The following is a 19329-nucleotide window of genomic DNA, read 5'->3' as shown; positions in this document are numbered from 1 at the left end:
GTTTATAATAGGATTAAGGCGCAATAGACTGGTTAATAGCGGGACAAGACGAAAAATAGAAAAGAGAATTTCTTGTTTTGTGTAAATGTTTTTTATAATATTTGACATGTTGACAGATTATGAAATGAAAGTGAGTGATCCATGTGGATCTAACGCAAATTCAAAACCCTAGTTTTTTGAAAGATATGTCTATCAGTGAACTAGAGGGATTGAGTGAGGATATTCGTAAGTTTTTAATTGAAGAGCTCTCTCAAACAGGTGGACATATTGCACCTAATTTAGGTGTAGTAGAACTCACAATTGCTCTGCACAAATTATTTGATAGCCCGCAAGATAAATTTTTATGGGATGTAGGACATCAATCCTATGTACATAAAATTTTAACTGGACGCGCGAAAGAGTTTGGTACATTAAGGCAATATCAAGGTCTATGTGGTTTCCCGAAACGTTGTGAGAGTGAGCACGATGTATGGGAAACTGGTCATAGCTCGACTTCGTTATCGGCTGCAATGGGAATGGCTCTGGCACGTGATTTAAAGAAAACGAAAGAATATGTTATACCAATTATTGGAGATGGTGCTTTAACAGGCGGAATGGCTTTAGAAGCATTGAACCATATTGGACATGAAAAAACAGACATGATTGTTATTTTGAATGATAATGAAATGTCAATTGCACCAAACGTTGGTGCGCTTCATAATGTGCTCGGTCGTTTACGTACCGCAGGAAAATATCACTGGGTAAAAGATGAATTAGAGTATATATTAAAGAAAATCCCAGCAGTTGGCGGGAAAGTGGCTGCGACAGCAGAGAAAATAAAAGATAGTCTTAAATATTTACTAGTATCTGGTGTATTTTTCGAAGAGTTAGGCTTTACATATTTAGGTCCAGTCGATGGACATGATTATGAAAAGTTATTCGAAACGTTGCAATATGCAAAGAAAACAAAAGGCCCAGTACTCGTTCACGTTATTACGAAAAAAGGAAAAGGTTATAAACCGGCTGAGAGTGACGTTATTGGAACTTGGCATGGAACAGGACCTTATAAAATTGAATCAGGTGACTTCGTTAAGCCGAAAGAAGTTGCACCAGCATGGAGTGCTGTTGTTAGTGAAACAGTACTTAAGCTAGCGAGAGCAGATGAGCGTATCGTAGCAATTACACCTGCAATGCCTGTTGGATCAAAACTTGAGAAATTCCAAAAAGAATTCCCAGATCGTATGATTGATGTAGGTATTGCAGAACAGCATGCTACAACAATGGCAGCAGGTATGGCAACGCAAGGAATGAAGCCATTCTTAGCCATTTATTCAACATTTTTACAAAGAGCATATGACCAAGTTGTTCATGATATATGCCGCCAAAATTTAAATGTTTTCATCGGAATAGATCGTTCGGGATTAGTAGGAGCAGATGGTGAAACGCATCAAGGCGTATTTGATATCTCATTCTTACGTCACTTGCCGAATATGGTGCTTATGATGCCGAAAGATGAAAATGAAGGGCAACATTTAGTTTATACGGCGATGCAATATGAAGATGGACCAATCGCATTGCGTTATGCGCGCGGTAATGGACTTGGCGTTCATATGGATGAAGAATTAAAGGCGATTCCAATCGGTACGTGGGAGACGTTAAAAGAGGGTACACAAGCAGCTATTTTAACGTTTGGTACGACAATACCAATGGCAATGGAAGCAGCTGAGCGTCTTGAAAAAGCTGGGGTTTCAGTGAAAGTAGTGAATGCTCGCTTTATTAAACCAATGGATGAAGCATATTTACATGATCTTCTAGGAAAGAATATACCGATTTTAACGATTGAAGAAGCTTGTTTAATCGGTGGTTTTGGAACAGGAGTAGTTGAATTTGCATCTGAAAATGGTTACCATAGTGCATTAGTTGAACGAATGGGTATTCCAGATCGCTTCATAGAGCACGGGAGTGTAACAAAATTATTAGAAGAAATTGGTTTAACGACAGATGCTGTTGTAGACCGTATTCATACAATGATTCCATCAAAACAAAAAAGGGCGTAACAAATGAGCGTAAAAAAAGAAAGAGTAGATGTACTATTAGTAGAGCGAGGACTTATAGAAACGCGTGAGAAAGCAAAGCGCGCCATTATGGCCGGACTCGTATATGCGAATGAGATGAGACTTGATAAGCCAGGAGAGAAAATCTCGCAAGATACTGAGATTACGGTGAAGGGACAAGTTATGCCGTATGTAAGTCGTGGTGGTTATAAACTTGAAAAGGCATTAGAGACATTTCATCTTGATTTACAAGATAAAGTTATGATAGATATTGGTTCATCAACTGGTGGCTTTACAGATTGCGCGCTTCAAAATGGAGCGAAATTATCTTATGCATTAGATGTAGGATACAATCAACTAGCGTGGAAATTACGTCAAGATGAGCGTGTTGTTGTAATGGAACGAACAAACTTCCGTTACGTGACACCAGCAGACTTAGAACGTGGTTTACCTCAATTTGCAAGTATTGATGTTTCATTTATATCATTAAAGCTTATACTGCCAGTTTTAAAAACAATGCTTATGCCTAACGGAGATGTAGCAGCGTTAATTAAACCGCAGTTTGAAGCTGGAAGAGAGCAAGTTGGGAAAAAAGGTATCGTTCGCGATAGAAAAGTACATGAAGCTGTTGTAGAAATGATTGTCGAGTTTGCTTTAAAAGAAGGCTATGATGTGGAAGGTTTAACATTCTCACCAATTACGGGTGGGGATGGTAATATTGAATTTTTAATTCATCTGAAATGGCATGGTGAACGTGAGAATGGCGAAAATCATTCTCCGATTTCTATAGAGCAAGTTGTTACAGAAGCGCATGAAGTTCTAAAACAAAAAGGGAAAGGGGAATAACATATGTTGTTCCTCTTTTTGCTGTAATTGTATAATGATTGTAAAAACAATTGTGTACAAGAAACGAATTATAAGTTAACATAAATAAGTGAAGTATACCAATGTTTAAACTATGGTAAGAGATAGTGTGAGGTGCAAATGTATGAATAAAGGTCAGCGCCATATTAAAATCAGGGAAATTATTGCAAACAAAGAAATTGAAACACAAGATGAATTAGTTGATATTTTACGTAATGAGGGATTTAATGTAACGCAAGCAACAGTATCGCGCGATATTAAAGAACTGCACTTAGTGAAGGTGCCATTACATGATGGGCGCTATAAATATAGCTTGCCAGCAGATCAACGATTTAACCCGTTACAAAAATTAAAACGAAATCTAGTGGATTCATTTGTAAAATTAGACACGGCAGGACATATGCTTGTGCTAAAAACATTGCCTGGTAACGCTCATTCACTTGGAGCACTTATTGATCATTTAGAGTGGGATGAGATCATCGGAACCATCTGTGGTGATGATACTTGCTTAATTATTTGCCGTACACCTGACGATACAGGTGTTGTCTCTGATCGTTTCTTAAATATGTTGTAACAAAAAATCTTGTTTGCTTTCCATCGTAAAGTGGAAAGTGAACAAGATATTTTTATTGGTTAAAAATATGAATTTTCAATTGTAATATAATATTTTGTTTGCATAAAGTTAGAAAATAGATGGATTGACCCGTAAAACAAATGTTTGGTACAATGAAGCGGGTTAGAAGAGTATATACATACAAATATATAGCATGATTATTTGAATGAAGAACTGAGAAAATCCTTTAGTAAGGGATTATTTTATAACGAGGTGAATGGGGCATTGTTATCGGAATTATCGATTAGAAACTTTGCTATTATTGAAGCATTAAATATTTCTTTTCAAAAGGTTTAACGGTTTTAAGCGGTGAAACAGGGGCCGGAAAATCGATTATTATTGATGCAATTAGTTTACTTGTAGGTGGCCGTGGGTCAGCAGAATTTGTTCGATATGGAACAGAAAAGGCTGAGATTGAAGGGCTATTTTATGTTGAAGATGAGAAGCATCCATGTATTGAAAAGGCAGAAGAGTTAGATATAGAAATAGAAGATGGCATGATTATTTTAAAGCGTGATATTGCTGCGAACGGGAAGAGTGTATGTCGTGTAAATGGGAAGCTTGTTACACTTAGCATATTAAAAGAAATTGGGAAAACACTTGTTGATATTCATGGACAGCACGAAACGCAAGATTTAATGAATGAAGAACGACATCTGTTTATGCTTGATCACTTTGATGGGGATCGAATCGTTAAACAATTAGACATATATCAAAACGTATACGCTGACTATGAAAAATTAAAAAAACAATTGAAATCGTTAAGTGAAAATGAGCAACAAATGGCACATCGCTTAGATTTAATTCAATTTCAGCATGAAGAAATTCGCAAGGCGGATTTAAAGATGGATGAAGAAAATGAATTAACTGAGGAACGATTGCAAATTTCTAATTTTGAAAAGATTTATAAAGCGTTAGGTGATGCATATCGTTCGTTAAGTGCCGACGGACAAGGGTTAGATAATGTAAGAAGTGCAATGGGGCAAATGGAAAGTATTACACATTTAGATGAAGTGTATCAGGAAAATCATGATTCAATTGCAAATAGCTATTACTTATTAGAAGAGGTTGCCTATCAACTGAGAGAAAAGCTCGATATGATGGAATATGATCCAAATCGTTTAGATGAAATCGAAACACGTTTGAATGAAATTCGTATGCTAAAGAGAAAATATGGAAATACTGTAGAAGAGATTTTAGCGTATGCTGATAAAATTGAACAGGAAATTTTTACGATTGAAAATAAAGACGTTCATATTGAAACGACGAAGAAACAGTTGAAGGAATTAGAAAGTGTTATTCTGAAAGAAGCAACGTTGTTAAGTAATATGCGTCATGAACTTGCAGAACACCTTACAAATGCAATTCATCAGGAATTAAAAGAATTATATATGGAAAAAACGAAATTTGAAGTGAGAATTATGAAGAGAGAAGGAAATGCAGAAGAGCCCCTTGTGGAAGGTGCGCCGGTAAGACTTACGGCGGATGGTTACGATCATGTGGAATTTTATATTTCAACGAACCCAGGAGAGCCGCTAAAACCACTTTCAAAGGTTGCTTCTGGCGGAGAGTTATCTCGTATCATTTTAGCTTTAAAAAGCATTTTTTCTAAGCATCAAGGAGTTGCATCTGTTATTTTTGATGAAGTGGATACGGGTGTAAGTGGCCGGGTCGCGCAGGCTATTGCGGAAAAAATTTATCGAGTATCAGTAAACTCGCAAGTACTTTGTATTACGCACTTACCTCAAGTAGCTTCAATGGCAGATTCACATTTATTTATTCGAAAACAAGTAGCGAATGATCGGACAATTACATCAGTTACTGTTTTAACTATGGAGGATAAAGTACCAGAAATAGCTCGAATGATTTCTGGTGTGGAAATCACAGATTTAACGACGGAGCATGCGAAAGAATTACTTACGCAAGCACATCATTTTAAACAGACAGCAGAGGCTATCCAGTAATGGATAGCTTTTTTTCTCAAATGACGATTTCTTAATTCTTCCGGTTATAAATAAAGCACTGCAAGGAGAGATTAAAAAGTGAAGCCAAGAGGCTGAATGTGGGGTAGGAGCGAGGAGAGTGAACAAGTTGAAATTAGAAAAATTTCGAAAAATAATAGGTCTTTGTCTCCTTGTTTCTTTAGTTTTTATTGGATGTTTTAAACCGCTTCGAACGTTTATTTCATCACCGAAACAACTTGTTGTTTTTGAAGGACAACAATCAGAAATATCATCATTACCAGTTTTCAAAGCTTCATCCACAAATCGTCATGTATTTACAGTGAGTTCGAATGAACAAAAACAAGGACTTATGGTAAATTCTCATCAAAATGGTGAAGCTGATATGGTATTTCAGCTTGCTGGTTTTCCAGTGAAAAAAGTAAATGTGAAAGTGTTAAAAGATTTTAAAGTGATTCCAGGTGGACAATCAATTGGTGTGAAATTAAATACAAAAGGTGTACTTGTTGTAGGCCATCATTTAATTCAAACTGAAAAAGGTAAAATATCTCCTGGTGAAATAGCAGGTGTACAAATTGGAGATATGATTACTGAAATTAATGGTAAAACAATTGAAAGAATGAGTGATGTAGCACCGTTTATTCATAATAGTGGAGAAACAGGTGAACCGCTTAATCTTGTATTGTTAAGAGATGGAAAATATATTCGTACGAAGCTAACTCCACAAAAAGACAACGGTGAATCGTCTTATCGAATTGGCTTGTATATCCGTGATTCGGCAGCTGGAATTGGAACGATGACATTTGTTCATCCAGATTCTATGAAATATGGGGCACTTGGTCATGTTATTTCTGATAATGATACGAAAAAGCCGATTCAAGTCGAAGATGGACAAATTATGCGCTCGACAGTTACATCAATTGAAAGAGGTAGTCATGGGAATCCAGGGGAGAAATTAGCAAGATTCTCACCAGACCGTGAAGTGATTGGCAATATTACAATTAATAGTCCATATGGTATTTTTGGAAAATTAAATACGAATATGAAAAACGGTATAATGGATAAAGCGATGCCTATCGCATTATCTCATCAAGTAAAAGAAGGACCGGCAAAAATATTAACAGTTATTGATCAAGATAAAGTAGAAGCGTTTGATATTGAAGTTGTTAGTACAGTGCAACAAAAATTCCCAGCCACAAAGGGTATGGTAATAAAAGTAACAGATAAACGTCTATTAGCGAAAACGGGCGGTATCGTACAGGGAATGAGTGGAAGTCCAATTGTACAAAATGGAAAAGTAATTGGTGCTGTTACACACGTATTTGTAAATGATCCAACATCAGGATATGGTGTTCATATTGAATGGATGTTACATCAAGCTGGAATTAATATTTATGATCAAGAGAAAAAAGCGAGCTAATATATATTATTAGCTCGCTTTTTCTGTTGAAAAATTCGTTGAAATTTTGTAAAAGCTCCGCAAGAGGTGTTTTTTGTTGTAAAATAAAAGGAAAGGGTTGAACGTTTCGTTGTATTTCTATGATGGAATGTGTTGCGAAAGGGAATAAATGAACGATAAACATATTTTTTTGTGATTTTATCGGAAAGTAAGAAACTTTAAAAGGGAATTTTCACACAATTGTCGAACAATTCATGTAGCCTAGAAGGATACACATGTCGGAGAATCGATTCGGTAAGGGAGGAAAAGCTGTGGAGAAAATTAAAGTATGTCTTGTGGATGATAATAAAGAATTAGTATCAATGTTAGAGAGCTATGTAGCCGCTCAAGATGATATGGAAGTAATCGGTACTGCTTATAATGGTCAAGAGTGTTTAAACTTATTAACAGATAAGCAACCTGATGTACTCGTTTTAGACATTATTATGCCACACTTAGATGGTTTAGCTGTATTGGAAAAAATGCGACATATTGAAAGGTTAAAACAGCCTAGCGTAATTATGTTGACAGCATTCGGGCAAGAAGATGTGACGAAAAAAGCAGTTGACTTAGGTGCCTCATATTTCATATTAAAACCATTTGATATGGAGAATTTAACGAGTCATATTCGTCAAGTGAGTGGTAAAGCAAACGCTATGATTAAGCGTCCACTACCATCATTCCGATCAGCAACAACAGTAGATGGAAAACCGAAAAACTTAGATGCGAGTATTACGAGTATCATTCATGAAATTGGTGTACCCGCTCATATTAAAGGATATATGTATTTACGAGAAGCAATCTCCATGGTATACAATGATATCGAATTATTAGGATCGATTACGAAAGTATTGTATCCAGATATCGCAAAGAAATATAATACCACAGCAAGCCGTGTGGAGCGCGCAATTCGTCACGCAATTGAAGTAGCTTGGAGCCGTGGGAATATTGATTCTATTTCGTCCTTATTCGGTTATACAGTATCCATGTCAAAAGCAAAACCTACGAACTCTGAGTTTATCGCAATGGTTGCGGATAAGCTGAGACTTGAACATAAAGCTAGTTGAGAGTAAAAGTAGTAAGGGATTTAAGCTTTAGTAAAGCTTAATAATTCTTGAAATTGATACTCGATATCAAATTTAAAGCCAATAAACTTTTTAATGAAAGACCAATGAATGTTATAATTCGTTGGTCTTTTTATTTTGTTGAGAAAAAGAGATTATTTGATAGTGTGGAAAATAAAACCTATTTTCAGTAATATTACATGTAAGTGAGTTTTTTATAAGGCAATAAAATAGATATAGATAGGGAGAAGGGGAATGGAAAATAAAATTTCAACTTGGCTAGGAATAGTAGCAGCTATGGGAGTTCTTGCTATTGCAGTTACATTTGGAATGTTAGAACTTGCAGATAATCCAGTAGATAAAGAAGTGAGCGCTCAAATAGATAAAAAAGAAGACCAAACAATAGTAGGTAGAGAGGTGGATGGGGTCTTTGTTGATGTGTATGTTACTGAAAATTCTACTGAAAGCGAAGTCATTACAGCGATGCATCGCATGACTCATCAAAAAGTGGTGGCAGAACGAAAATCGGGCTCTATCCCAATGATTCAAAGTAATGCTAAAAAATTAAAAGAAATTATAAATAAGAGTAGCTTTACGAAGAAAAATGAACTTTTAGCAATTGCTGATAGATGGGCGAAAAAAGATTTTAGTAAAATTGTAGAAGATCACAATTATTTCTCGGATGCTCAAGAAGATAGCGTTTGTAAAGTAACTAGAGCAATGGATGCGTTAGAAGAGCAACATTATATTTTAACTACATTCGGGGAGGGAAAAGCGAAAGAACTATACGAATCAGGGGATGCTCCGCACGTTCAATAAAAAATAATATAAAGGGCTTCTAGTTTTTTTATGATCGTGTTTTTAGAACGCAATGGGGACTTATAAATAAATAGTCTGCTTTCTTTATGACGTGTAACAAAAAAAGAAAAGATGTGATTCATTATTAAATGATGAAGGAACGGCTAAATCACATCGTAGTACATCTGTTAAAGGATTTTAGTAGGAAAGGCATCCGTGATATAATAGAAAATAATAAAAAGTCCTGCAAAACAGGACTGTATTATTCTTCGTCTTTATTTTGTTTTTCTAATTCAACTAGCTTTTGAATTAAAATGTGCTGCGGCATATGCATGAGTTGTTCAAGTGGAACACCTAGTGCTTTTGATAAGCGGACTGCAGTATCTGGAGAGATTTGTAATGGTCTCATAGAAGTACCTCCTTTTTCGTATAGTATAGCATAAGATTGGGGGAGTGAGGATGACTCTTATATTTGCACATCGTGGTGCGGCTGGAACGTACCCAGAAAATACAATGATTTCATTTGAAGCGGCTGAGTCTTTTAGAGCGGATGGAATTGAACTTGATGTTCAATTAACGAAAGATGGAAAAGTTGTCGTCATTCATGATGAAACGGTGGACCGGACAACAAATGGAAAAGGCGCGGTTCGGAATTATGTATATGAGGACTTATGCAAGTTAGATGCAAGTTATAAATTTGGTGATAAAGTAGGTTTTTGTAAAATACCACTTTTAGAAGAGGTATTAGAATGGCTTGAACAAACGAGTTTGCTACTTAATATTGAACTTAAAAATAATAAAATTCCATACAGAGGTTTAGAGGAAGAAGTTATAACGCTTGTGCGGAAATTTAGTCTAGAGGATCGTGTTATATTTTCTTCGTTTAATCACTACAGTATGAAACGGTGCCATATGATGGCTCCTGATATTCAAACAGCAATTTTATATCGCGAAGGTTTGCATAGTCCGTGGGCATACGCGAAAAAAATGGGGGCTACAGCAGTACATCCGAATTATCGTTACCTTCAAGATGCTATTGCCGAACTAACGATGGAAAGTGGTGTAGAGGTTCGCCCTTATACAATTAATGAAGAAACGCTTATGCGTAAATATTTTGATATGAATATATCGGCGATTATTACTGATTACCCTGAAACGGCAAGAACGTTAATGCCAATAAAAAAATGAGACCGCGTGTAACGGTCTCATTTTTTTATTTATAAATAGTGGGGCATTCCTATCTTCTAAAGCGAGCTTGTACTTTATTTCGTTTACGGTTTCGGTGCAAGACGAAGCCACGGAAGATATAAAACCCGAGCCCGAAGCAGAGAGCGCCGATTAAAAATTGTAACCACAGTATAGAGATTGGTGGAAATAGAATCCCGAATACAGTATCTCTCATTAACTTTATACCAAACACAGCTAATGAAATAGGGATGAGTGCTAATAGTAGAGCAACGTAACGCTGCATACATAACGCTCCTTTTCAGATTATTTCGTATATTTTAATGATGTTATAGGGAAAGGGGGTTTGTCAAGAGGGTGCTGAACGAGTAAGATAAAAGTGTGAAAAAATTTGCAGAGTTACTTCGAGAGGAAGTGGGATATATGAAACAAAAAGTATTAATTGTTGGTGCAGGTGAAGGCGGGAGCGCACTGCTGAATCTGTTACAAAGTTCGAATATATTTCAAATTATAGGGATTATTGATATAAATCCGTTGGCAAAAGGACTACAAATTGCTAAGGAATACGGGATTGCAATTGGAGAAAGTGTAACTCCATTTCTTTCTATGCATATCGATGTAATATTTGATATGACAGGTGAAGATGATGTGCATAAGGTTTTATTGGAAAAAAAGAAAAAAGACACTCTTCTTATACCAGGTGATATCGCAAAAATTGTTACAGGATTAGCGCATGAGAAGGAAGGGCTAATTGGGCGATTAGAGGAACAAACGCAACAAGGAGAATTAATTTTAAATTCTACACATGATGGCATGATCGTAATTGATCGAGAGGGACAAGTTCGTCTTTTTAATAAAAGTGCAGAGCGTATTATCGGATATAAAAAAGAAGAGGCGATAGGAAAATATATTTTAGAAGTCATTCCAACTAGTAAATTACTTCGCATTATACGTACGAAACAAATAGAAGTAAATTATGAACTAACATTAGAGAATGGAAAGAAAATTATTACAACGCGTATACCGATATTAAAAGAGGGCGGAGAGGTACAAGGGGCATTTGCAATTTTTAAAGATATAACAGAAGTTGTAGATTTAGCGGAAGAAGTTACAGATTTAAAGGAAATTCAAACACTATTAGAGGCAATTATTAACTCATCTGAAGAAGCAATTTCGGTTGTGGATGAAAAAGGAAGAGGTTTAGTCATTAACCCGGCATATACGAAATTAACGGGTTTAACAGAAGAAGATATTATTGGGAAGCCTGCTACAACTGATATTGTAGAAGGCGAAAGTATGCATATGAAAGTACTTCGAACGCGTCGTGCGGTGCGCGGAATACATATGAAGATTGGGCAAAAAAAGCGCGATGTAATTGTAAACGTGGCACCAGTCATTGTGGATGGAATATTGAAAGGAAGCGTCGGCGTTATCCGTGACGTGTCGGAAATTCAAAAGTTAACAAATGGATTGAATAGAGCAAGGCGAATTATTCGCACATTAGAAGCGAAATATTCATTTGATGATATTGTCGGGAATTCAGATGAAACAACGGCAGCTATCGAACAGGCGAAGCTAGGAGCAAATACACCAGCAACAGTACTGTTACGCGGTGAATCTGGGACTGGTAAAGAATTGTTTGCACATGCAATCCATAATGGAAGTAATCGAAAATACAATAAGTTCGTCCGTGTAAACTGTGCGGCCATTTCGGAGACGTTGTTAGAAAGTGAATTATTTGGTTATGAGGAAGGGGCGTTTTCTGGAGCGAAAAGAGGCGGGAAACGTGGGTTCTTTGAGGAAGCAAATAACGGTAGTATTTTTTTAGATGAAATAGGGGAGTTATCTGCAAATACACAAGCGAAACTCCTTCGTGTACTGCAGGAAAAAGAAATTGTAAAAGTTGGTGGAACGAAAGCGATACCTATTAATGTTCGAGTAATTGCAGCGACGCATGTGAATTTAGAAAAGGCTATTCTAGAAGGGAAGTTTAGGGAGGATTTATATTATCGATTAAATAAAATCCCAATTCAAATTCCATCTCTTCGTCAACGTAAAGGAGATATACCGACAATTGCGGACAGATTGATTCAAAAAATTAATCAAGATTACGGTCGTAATGTAGAAGGGCTCACTGATTCAGCCATTTTATATTTACAATCATACGAATGGCCAGGGAATGTGAGGGAACTTGAAAATATTCTGGGAAGAGCTATTATCTTTATGAATTATAACGAGACCTATATTGATGTACACCATTTACCGCCATTACATAACGAAGAGCAGGTGGAGTCAAAGCAATCTCATTTATTACCTGAATTAGAAGAAAAGCCACTTGAACATTTAGTGACAGAGTTTGAAGGGAATATTATTCATGAATATTTGGAGAGATTTGATGGGAATAAAACGCAAACTGCAAAAGCGTTAGGAATTTCCGTTCGAAATTTATATTACAAGCTAGAAAAGTATGACCATGCAAAAAATAGCATGCAATAAATTGCGTACCGTGCAATTTATTGCATGGTATACAAAAAGCGACAAAATAAGACAGAATCTTTTGTTATTTTCCAAAGTATTGATTTTACTGCATTTTGAATGCGTTTTCATTATTGGTAAGACCACTTTTAAAAGTTGGCACGGTATTTGCTTTATAAATAGACGAGGGACGACGGAAAGGGTTGATTACAAAATATGAAGTTAGAATACTTAATTGATCAAGCAGCAGGGCAGCCTAAAAAAACTGTAGCTGTAGCAGTAGCTGAAGATCATGAAGTAATTGAAGCTGTAGCGAAAGCAATTAAATTACAGTTAGCTCAATTTCGTCTATATGGAAATCAAGAAAAAATAATGGGGATGCTACAAGAACATGGTTTACAAACTTCAGAACATGTTGAAGTGATTGCAGCAATGTCTAGTGCAGAGGCTGCAGAACTTTCTGTTAAAGCTGTGAGAAATGGTGAAGCAGACGTGCTTATGAAGGGGAACATCCCAACAGCGAATATTTTGAAGGCTGTGTTAAACAAAGAGTGGGGCCTACGTAAAGGTAGCGTACTTTCACATGTAGCAGCATTTGAAGTTCCAAATTACGATCGTCTTATTTTCGTTACAGATGCAGCGATGAACATCGCACCTGATGTAACACAAAAAGCTGCTATTATACAAAATACTGTAGAAGTTGCCCGGGCAATAGGAATCGACTTGCCAAAAGTGGCACCAATTGCAGCAGTAGAAGTTGTGAATCCAGCGATGCAGGCGACAATTGATGCAGCGATGTTAACACAAATGAATCGCCGCGGACAAATTAAAGATTGTATCGTTGATGGACCACTTGCTTTAGATAATGCAGTATCACAAATTGCAGCAGAGCATAAAGGCATAGTAAGTGATGTAGCAGGTAAGGCAGATATTTTACTCGTCCCAACGATTGAAGCTGGAAATGTGCTATATAAATCACTCGTATACTTTGCGGATGCAAAAGTAGGAGCAATGATTGCTGGCGCAAAAGCACCGATTGTTTTAACATCTCGTGCTGATTCAGCAGAAACAAAAGTATATTCATTAGCATTGGCAGTTGCGACTGCTTCAAAATAAACCAAAAAGGGTAAAACATTAGGGGGAAACGACAATGACATTAGAAATCTTCGAATACTTAGAAAAATATGATTATGAGCAAGTAGTATTTTGTCAAGATAAAGAATCTGGTTTAAAAGCAATTATTGCAATTCATGATACAACACTTGGACCGGCTCTTGGTGGAACAAGAATGTGGACATATGATTCTGAAGAAGCGGCGATTGAAGATGCATTGCGTCTTGCAAAAGGGATGACATACAAAAACGCAGCAGCTGGTTTAAACTTAGGTGGTGCGAAAACAGTAATTATCGGTGATCCTCGTAAAGATAAGAGCGAAGCAATGTTCCGTGCACTAGGACGTTATATCCAAGGACTAAACGGACGTTACATTACAGCTGAAGATGTTGGTACAACAGTAGATGATATGGATATTATCCATGAAGAAACTGACTTTGTAACAGGTATCTCACCATCATTCGGTTCTTCTGGTAACCCATCTCCGGTAACTGCATACGGTGTTTACCGTGGTATGAAAGCAGCTGCAAAAGAAGCTTTCGGTACTGACAATTTAGAAGGAAAAGTAATTGCTGTTCAAGGCGTTGGTAACGTAGCATATCACCTATGCAAACATTTACACGCTGAAGGAGCAAAATTAATCGTTACAGATATTAATAAAGAAGCTGTACAACGTGCTGTAGAAGAATTCGGTGCATCAGCAGTTGAACCAAATGAAATTTACGGTGTTGAATGCGATATTTACGCACCATGTGCACTAGGCGCAACAGTTAATGATGAAACTATTCCACAACTTAAAGCAAAAGTAATCGCAGGTTCTGCAAATAACCAATTAAAAGAAGATCGTCATGGTGACATCATTCATGAAATGGGTATTGTATACGCACCAGATTATGTAATTAATGCAGGTGGCGTAATTAACGTAGCAGACGAATTATATGGATACAATAGAGAACGTGCACTAAAACGTGTTGAGTCTATTTATGACACGATTGCAAAAGTAATCGAAATTTCAAAACGCGATGGCATAGCAACTTATGTAGCGGCAGATCGTCTAGCTGAAGAGCGCATTGCAAGCTTGAAGAATTCTCGTAGCACTTACTTACGCAACGGTCACGATATTATTAGCCGTCGCTAATCATTCATATATAACTTTTACAAAAGGTGTGGTTACCTCTTATGAGGTTTCCACTTCCTTTTGAATTTATTAGTGGAGGTAGCAACATTGTCTGTAAATCGAATTCTTGTTATTAACCCAGGTAGTACATCCACAAAAATTGGTGTTTTTGATAATGAAAGACCCGTTCTAGAAGAAACGATTCGTCATGACGTAGAACAGATTGGAAAATATAAGAGAATTATCGACCAATATGAGTTTCGAAAAGAAACGATTTTAGAAGTTCTACATTCTCATGGTATTAACATTTCAAAATTAAACGCTGTTTGTGGGCGTGGTGGATTACTTCGTCCAATCGAAGGCGGTACGTATACAGTAAACGATGCGATGTTAGAAGATTTGAAAAATGGCTTTAGCGGTCATCACGCTTCAAACCTTGGAGGCATTTTAGCATATGAAATTGCTTCTGGATTAAACATTCCTGCATTCATTGTAGATCCTGTCGTTGTAGATGAGATGGAGCCGGTTGCTCGTATAAGTGGCATTGCTGGTATGGAACGCAAAAGTATCTTCCATGCATTAAATCAAAAAGCAGTTGCTCGTAAAGTAGCTGAACAGTTAAATCACAAATACGAGGATTTAAATTTATTAGTTACACATATGGGTGGCGGTATTACAGTTGGTGCTCATAAAAAAGGAAGAGTAATCGATGTGAATAACGGTTTAAACGGAGAAGGACCATTTAGTCCAGAGCGCGCTGGTACAGTACCAGTAGGGCAACTAGTAGAAATGTGTTTCTCTGGTGAGTATTACCGTGATGAAATGATTAAAAAACTTGTCGGACAAGGTGGACTTGTAAGTTTAATCGGTACAAATGATGCGATTAAAGTAGAGCAAATGGTTGAAAAAGGTGATCCTGAAGCAACTCTTATTTATAAAGCAATGGCATATCAAGTTGCAAAAGAGATTGGCGGAGCTAGCGCTGTACTTCACGGGAAAATCGATGCAATCGTATTAACTGGTGGACTGGCATACAGTAAAATTCTTGTCGATGAAATAAAAGAGCGAGTGGACTGGATTGCAGATGTTATCGTACATCCAGGCGAAGATGAGTTAGAAGCGTTAGCAGAAGGAGCACTTCGTGTATTACGTGAAGAAGAAGCTCCAAAAGAATACGTTGTACGTGAAAAAGAAACGGTAGCTAGGGGTTGAGATAATGGCAAAAGAATATGATTTAGTCATCGTTGGCGGCGGTACTGGTGGATATGTTGCTGCAATTCGTGCATCACAACTAGGGTTAAAAACTGCACTAGTCGAAAAAGAAAATCTTGGTGGTACTTGTTTACACAAAGGATGTATTCCTAGTAAAGCTCTTTTACGTAGTGCGGAAGTATATGCAACTGCTAAAAAAAGCGAAGAGTTCGGAGTTATTGCAAGCAATGTAGAACTAAACTTTGCGAAAGTACAAGAGCGTAAAGAGAAGATAGTAACGCAGCTTCATAAAGGCGTTCAACATTTAATGAAACAAGGTAAAATTGATGTGTTTGAAGGTATTGGCCGTATTCTTGGCCCATCTATTTTCTCTCCGATGCCAGGGACAATTTCAGTTGAACTTGCAAGTGGAGAAGAGAATGAAATGTTAATTCCAAAAAATGTACTTATTGCAACAGGTTCTCGTCCAAATTCATTACCAGGTTTAGAATTAGACGGAGAGTACGTAATGTCTTCAGATCATGCTCTAAAAATGGAAACGCTTCCTAGTTCGATTATTATCGTTGGTGGCGGTGTAATCGGTATTGAGTGGGCATCTATGCTTGCTGACTTCGGTGTAGAAGTTACAGTATTAGAGTATGCGAAAACGATATTACCACTAGAAGATCAAGACGTTTCAAAAGAAATGCAACGTCTATTCAAGAAAAAAGGTATTAAAGTGGTAACTGGTGCAAAAGTATTACCAGAAACATTGGTAAAAGATAATGGAGTAACAATCCAAGCTGAACACAACGGTGAAAATAAAGAATTTAAAGCAGAAAAAATGCTTGTATCTGTAGGAAGACAAGCGAATACGCAAAATATTGGCTTAGAGAATACAGATATCGTTGTGGAAAAAGGATACATTCAAACAAATGAGTTTTATCAAACGAAAGAATCGCATATTTACGCAATTGGAGATGTAATCGGTGGCCTGCAACTCGCTCACGTTGCTTCTCACGAAGGAATTGCTGCAGTAGAACATATTGCAGGGAAAGAAGTTACACCAATCGATTACTCTATGGTATCAAAATGCGTATATAGCAGTCCGGAAGTTGCTTCTGTCGGTTTAACAGAACAAGAAGCGAAAGAAAAAGGCTATAAGTTAAAAGTAGGTAAGTTCTCATTCCGCGCAATCGGAAAAGCACTTGTATACGGAGAATCAGATGGTTTCGTAAAACTTGTAGTTGATGAAGAGACAAATGACATTCTTGGTGTTCATATGATTGGACCGCATGTAACAGATATGATTTCTGAAGCGGGTCTTGCAAGAGTACTTGATGCAACACCTTGGGAAGTAGCACATACAATTCATCCGCATCCATCATTATCTGAGGCGATTGGTGAAGCAGCACTTGCTGTAGATGGAAGAGCGTTACACGCATAAAAATGTGGATTTAGGAGGTTATGAAAAATGGCAGAAGTAAAAGAAAAGCGCCATGAAGAGCTTGGCTTAAGTGATGAGCAAGTATTAGAAATGTTCCGTACGATGTTACTTGCACGTAAAATCGACGAACGTATGTGGTTATTAAACCGTGCTGGTAAAATTCCATTCGTAATTTCTTGTCAAGGACAAGAGGCTGCACAAGTTGGAGCGGCGTTCGCTCTTGATAGAGAGAAAGATTATGCATTACCATACTACCGTGATATGGGTGTTGCACTAACATTTGGTATGACAGCTAAAGAGCTTATGTTGTCTGCTTTCGCGAAAGCTGGAGATCCAAACTCTGGTGGTCGTCAAATGCCTGGTCACTTCGGTCAAAAGAAAAATCGTATTGTTACAGGTTCATCTCCAGTAACAACGCAAGTACCACATGCAGTTGGTATTGCATTAGCTGGAAAAATGGAGAAGAAAGATTTAGTAACGTTCGTTACATTTGGAGAAGGTTCTTCAAACCAAGGTGACTTCCATGAAGGGGCAAACTTTGCTGGTGTACACAAACTACCTGTTATTTTTATGTGTGAAAATAACAAATATGCAATCTCTATTCCAGTTGAAAAACAATTAGCATGTAAAAACGTATCAGATCGTGCGATTGGTTACGGTATGCCTGGATATACAATAGACGGAAACGATCCGCTTGCAGTATATAAAGCTGTAAAAGAAGCAGCAGATCGCGGTCGTCGTGGTGAAGGCCCAACTTTAATTGAAACAGTATCATATCGTTTAACAGCACATTCTAGTGACGATGATGATCGTGTTTATCGTGATAAAGAAGAAGTAGAAGAAGCAAAGAAAAAAGATTCAATTATAACATTCGCGGCTTATTTAAAAGAAGCTGGTGTATTAACTGAGGAATCGGAAAAACAAATGTTAGACGAAATTATGCATATCGTAAATGAAGCAACAGAATATGCAGAAAATGCTCCGTATGCAGCACCTGAAGATGCATTGAAGCACGTATACGCAGAATAGGGGGGAACGTTTCATGGCTGTAATGTCTTATATTGATGCTATTACATTAGCAATGCGCGAAGAAATGGAACGCGATGAGAAAGTATTCGTTTTAGGAGAAGATGTTGGTAAAAAAGGTGGCGTGTTTAAAGCGACACACGGTTTGTATGATCAATTTGGTGAAGATCGTGCGCTTGATGCACCGCTTGCAGAATCTGCAATTGCTGGGGTAGCAATTGGTGCGGCAATGTATGGTATGCGTCCAATCGCTGAAATGCAGTTTGCTGATTTCATCATGCCAGCAGTAAACCAAATTGTTTCTGAGGCAGCAAAAATTCGTTATCGTTCTAATAATGATTGGACTTGTCCAGTTACAATTCGTGCACCATTTGGCGGGGGTGTTCACGGTGCATTGTATCATTCACAATCTGTAGAAGCGATGTTTGCAAACCAACCAGGTTTAAAAATCGTTATCCCTTCTACACCATATGATGCAAAAGGCTTATTAAAAGCAGCCATTCGTGATGAAGATCCAGTATTATTCTTCGAACATAAACGTGCATATCGTTTAATTAAAGGTGAAGTGCCGGAGGATGACTACGTATTACCAATCGGAAAAGCAGATGTAAAACGTGAAGGTGATGATATTACAGTTATCACGTACGGATTATGTGTTCATTTTGCTCTTCAAGCGGCTGAAAAGTTAGCACAAGATGGCATCTCTGCACACATTCTTGATTTACGTACTGTATATCCATTAGATAAAGAAGCAATCATTGAAGCAGCTTCTAAAACAGGTAAAGTTCTTCTTGTAACAGAAGACAATAAAGAAGGAAGCATTATGAGTGAAGTGGCAGCAATTATTGCTGAAAACTGTCTATTTGATTTAGATGCGCCAATCGCACGTCTTGCAGGTCCAGACGTTCCAGCAATGCCATATGCACCAACAATGGAAAAATTCTTTATGGTAAATCCAGATAAAGTTGAAAAAGCAATGCGTGAACTTGCGGAATTTTAATCGG

The 19329-nt window shown here is 37.3% G+C and carries 16 protein-coding genes and 1 pseudogene; 15 read left to right on the top strand and 2 right to left on the bottom strand.

All coding sequences use genetic code 11. The features are described 5' to 3' along the window. The first annotated feature begins 143 nt into the window (after positions 1–143). The 7 genes and pseudogenes from dxs to BC_RS20815 all read left to right on the top strand — a co-directional run bounded on the left by dxs (position 144) and on the right by BC_RS20815 (position 8792). On the top strand, positions 144–2036 hold the full coding sequence (gene dxs, locus BC_RS20845; protein ID WP_000366452.1) for a 1-deoxy-D-xylulose-5-phosphate synthase: 1893 nt from the start codon (positions 144–146) through the stop codon (positions 2034–2036). 3 nt (positions 2037–2039) lie between these two features. Then, positions 2040–2879, top strand: a complete 840-nt coding sequence (locus tag BC_RS20840; protein WP_000111875.1) for a TlyA family rRNA (cytidine-2'-O)-methyltransferase — start codon at positions 2040–2042, stop codon at positions 2877–2879. 142 nt (positions 2880–3021) lie between these two features. Next, positions 3022–3471, top strand: a complete 450-nt coding sequence (gene argR, locus BC_RS20835) for an arginine repressor ArgR (protein ID WP_001032580.1) — start codon at positions 3022–3024, stop codon at positions 3469–3471. Positions 3472–3735: 264 nt separating this feature from the next. Next, a pseudogene (recN, locus tag BC_RS20830) lies at positions 3736–5474 on the top strand (DNA repair protein RecN). Positions 5475–5592: 118 nt separating this feature from the next. Further along, positions 5593–6891, top strand: a complete 1299-nt coding sequence (gene spoIVB, locus BC_RS20825) for a SpoIVB peptidase (protein WP_002024767.1) — start codon at positions 5593–5595, stop codon at positions 6889–6891. A gap of 290 nt (positions 6892–7181) precedes the next feature. Beyond that, positions 7182–7976: a sporulation transcription factor Spo0A gene (spo0A, locus tag BC_RS20820; protein ID WP_011110369.1), complete on the top strand. Its 795-nt coding sequence runs from the start codon at positions 7182–7184 to the stop codon at positions 7974–7976. A gap of 252 nt (positions 7977–8228) precedes the next feature. Next, on the top strand, positions 8229–8792 hold the full coding sequence (locus BC_RS20815; RefSeq protein ID WP_000428230.1) for a PRK06770 family protein: 564 nt from the start codon (positions 8229–8231) through the stop codon (positions 8790–8792). Between the two features lie 241 nt (positions 8793–9033). On the opposite strand, the gene BC_RS20810 is transcribed toward BC_RS20815, so the two are convergent. After that, positions 9034–9180, bottom strand: a complete 147-nt coding sequence (locus BC_RS20810; protein ID WP_001247671.1) for a YycC family protein — start codon at positions 9178–9180, stop codon at positions 9034–9036. A 50-nt stretch (positions 9181–9230) separates the two neighbouring features. Here BC_RS20810 and BC_RS20805 point away from each other — a divergent pair, with 50 nt between their 5' ends. Then, positions 9231–9959, top strand: coding sequence for a glycerophosphodiester phosphodiesterase (locus BC_RS20805; RefSeq protein ID WP_000172583.1), 729 nt, complete (start codon positions 9231–9233; stop codon positions 9957–9959). Between the two features lie 49 nt (positions 9960–10008). On the opposite strand, the gene BC_RS20800 is transcribed toward BC_RS20805, so the two are convergent. Beyond that, entirely contained in the window at positions 10009–10242 is a 234-nt protein-coding gene (locus BC_RS20800) for a DUF2627 domain-containing protein (protein WP_001190213.1), read from the bottom strand. Positions 10243–10379: 137 nt separating this feature from the next. Between BC_RS20800 and BC_RS20795 the strand changes: the two genes are divergently transcribed. From BC_RS20795 to bfmBAB, 7 genes are all read left to right on the top strand, one after another. Beyond that, positions 10380–12452: a sigma-54 interaction domain-containing protein gene (locus BC_RS20795; RefSeq protein ID WP_011110368.1), complete on the top strand. Its 2073-nt coding sequence runs from the start codon at positions 10380–10382 to the stop codon at positions 12450–12452. Between the two features lie 195 nt (positions 12453–12647). Continuing rightward, positions 12648–13547: a phosphate butyryltransferase gene (gene yqiS, locus BC_RS20790; protein ID WP_000764677.1), complete on the top strand. Its 900-nt coding sequence runs from the start codon at positions 12648–12650 to the stop codon at positions 13545–13547. Between the two features lie 34 nt (positions 13548–13581). Further along, the gene (locus BC_RS20785; RefSeq protein WP_000171355.1) at positions 13582–14682 is read left to right on the top strand and encodes a leucine dehydrogenase; all 1101 of its coding nucleotides are present in this window, start codon (positions 13582–13584) and stop codon (positions 14680–14682) included. 87 nt (positions 14683–14769) lie between these two features. Next, positions 14770–15873, top strand: coding sequence for a butyrate kinase (gene buk / locus BC_RS20780; protein ID WP_000115781.1), 1104 nt, complete (start codon positions 14770–14772; stop codon positions 15871–15873). 4 nt (positions 15874–15877) lie between these two features. After that, positions 15878–17299, top strand: a complete 1422-nt coding sequence (gene lpdA / locus BC_RS20775; RefSeq protein WP_001051289.1) for a dihydrolipoyl dehydrogenase — start codon at positions 15878–15880, stop codon at positions 17297–17299. Between the two features lie 27 nt (positions 17300–17326). Continuing rightward, complete coding sequence (gene bfmBAA / locus BC_RS20770) at positions 17327–18328, top strand: 3-methyl-2-oxobutanoate dehydrogenase subunit alpha (protein WP_000852548.1); 1002 nt, start codon at positions 17327–17329, stop codon at positions 18326–18328. Positions 18329–18341: 13 nt separating this feature from the next. Beyond that, positions 18342–19325: a 3-methyl-2-oxobutanoate dehydrogenase subunit beta gene (bfmBAB, locus tag BC_RS20765; protein WP_000290071.1), complete on the top strand. Its 984-nt coding sequence runs from the start codon at positions 18342–18344 to the stop codon at positions 19323–19325. Positions 19326–19329: the final 4 nt, after the last annotated feature.

This window comes from Bacillus cereus ATCC 14579 (genome assembly GCF_000007825.1).
In the GTDB taxonomy this organism is placed as follows: Bacteria; Bacillota; Bacilli; order Bacillales; family Bacillaceae_G; genus Bacillus_A; species Bacillus_A cereus.
This window is presented reverse-complemented; position numbering and strand designations above follow the sequence as displayed.

What these genes read in the sequence shown, in the direction of transcription:
- BC_RS20800 (WP_001190213.1), bottom strand. Translation starts at nt 10,242, where the DNA reads ATGCAGCGTTACGTTGCTCTACTATTAGCACTCATCCCTATTTCATTA.
- bfmBAA (WP_000852548.1), top strand. Translation starts at nt 17,327, where the DNA reads ATGGCAGAAGTAAAAGAAAAGCGCCATGAAGAGCTTGGCTTAAGTGAT.
- BC_RS20815 (WP_000428230.1), top strand. Translation starts at nt 8,229, where the DNA reads ATGGAAAATAAAATTTCAACTTGGCTAGGAATAGTAGCAGCTATGGGA.
- BC_RS20805 (WP_000172583.1), top strand. Translation starts at nt 9,231, where the DNA reads ATGACTCTTATATTTGCACATCGTGGTGCGGCTGGAACGTACCCAGAA.
- BC_RS20840 (WP_000111875.1), top strand. Translation starts at nt 2,040, where the DNA reads ATGAGCGTAAAAAAAGAAAGAGTAGATGTACTATTAGTAGAGCGAGGA.
- argR (WP_001032580.1), top strand. Translation starts at nt 3,022, where the DNA reads ATGAATAAAGGTCAGCGCCATATTAAAATCAGGGAAATTATTGCAAAC.
- bfmBAB (WP_000290071.1), top strand. Translation starts at nt 18,342, where the DNA reads ATGGCTGTAATGTCTTATATTGATGCTATTACATTAGCAATGCGCGAA.
- BC_RS20795 (WP_011110368.1), top strand. Translation starts at nt 10,380, where the DNA reads ATGAAACAAAAAGTATTAATTGTTGGTGCAGGTGAAGGCGGGAGCGCA.
- lpdA (WP_001051289.1), top strand. Translation starts at nt 15,878, where the DNA reads ATGGCAAAAGAATATGATTTAGTCATCGTTGGCGGCGGTACTGGTGGA.
- BC_RS20810 (WP_001247671.1), bottom strand. Translation starts at nt 9,180, where the DNA reads ATGAGACCATTACAAATCTCTCCAGATACTGCAGTCCGCTTATCAAAA.
- BC_RS20785 (WP_000171355.1), top strand. Translation starts at nt 13,582, where the DNA reads ATGACATTAGAAATCTTCGAATACTTAGAAAAATATGATTATGAGCAA.
- yqiS (WP_000764677.1), top strand. Translation starts at nt 12,648, where the DNA reads ATGAAGTTAGAATACTTAATTGATCAAGCAGCAGGGCAGCCTAAAAAA.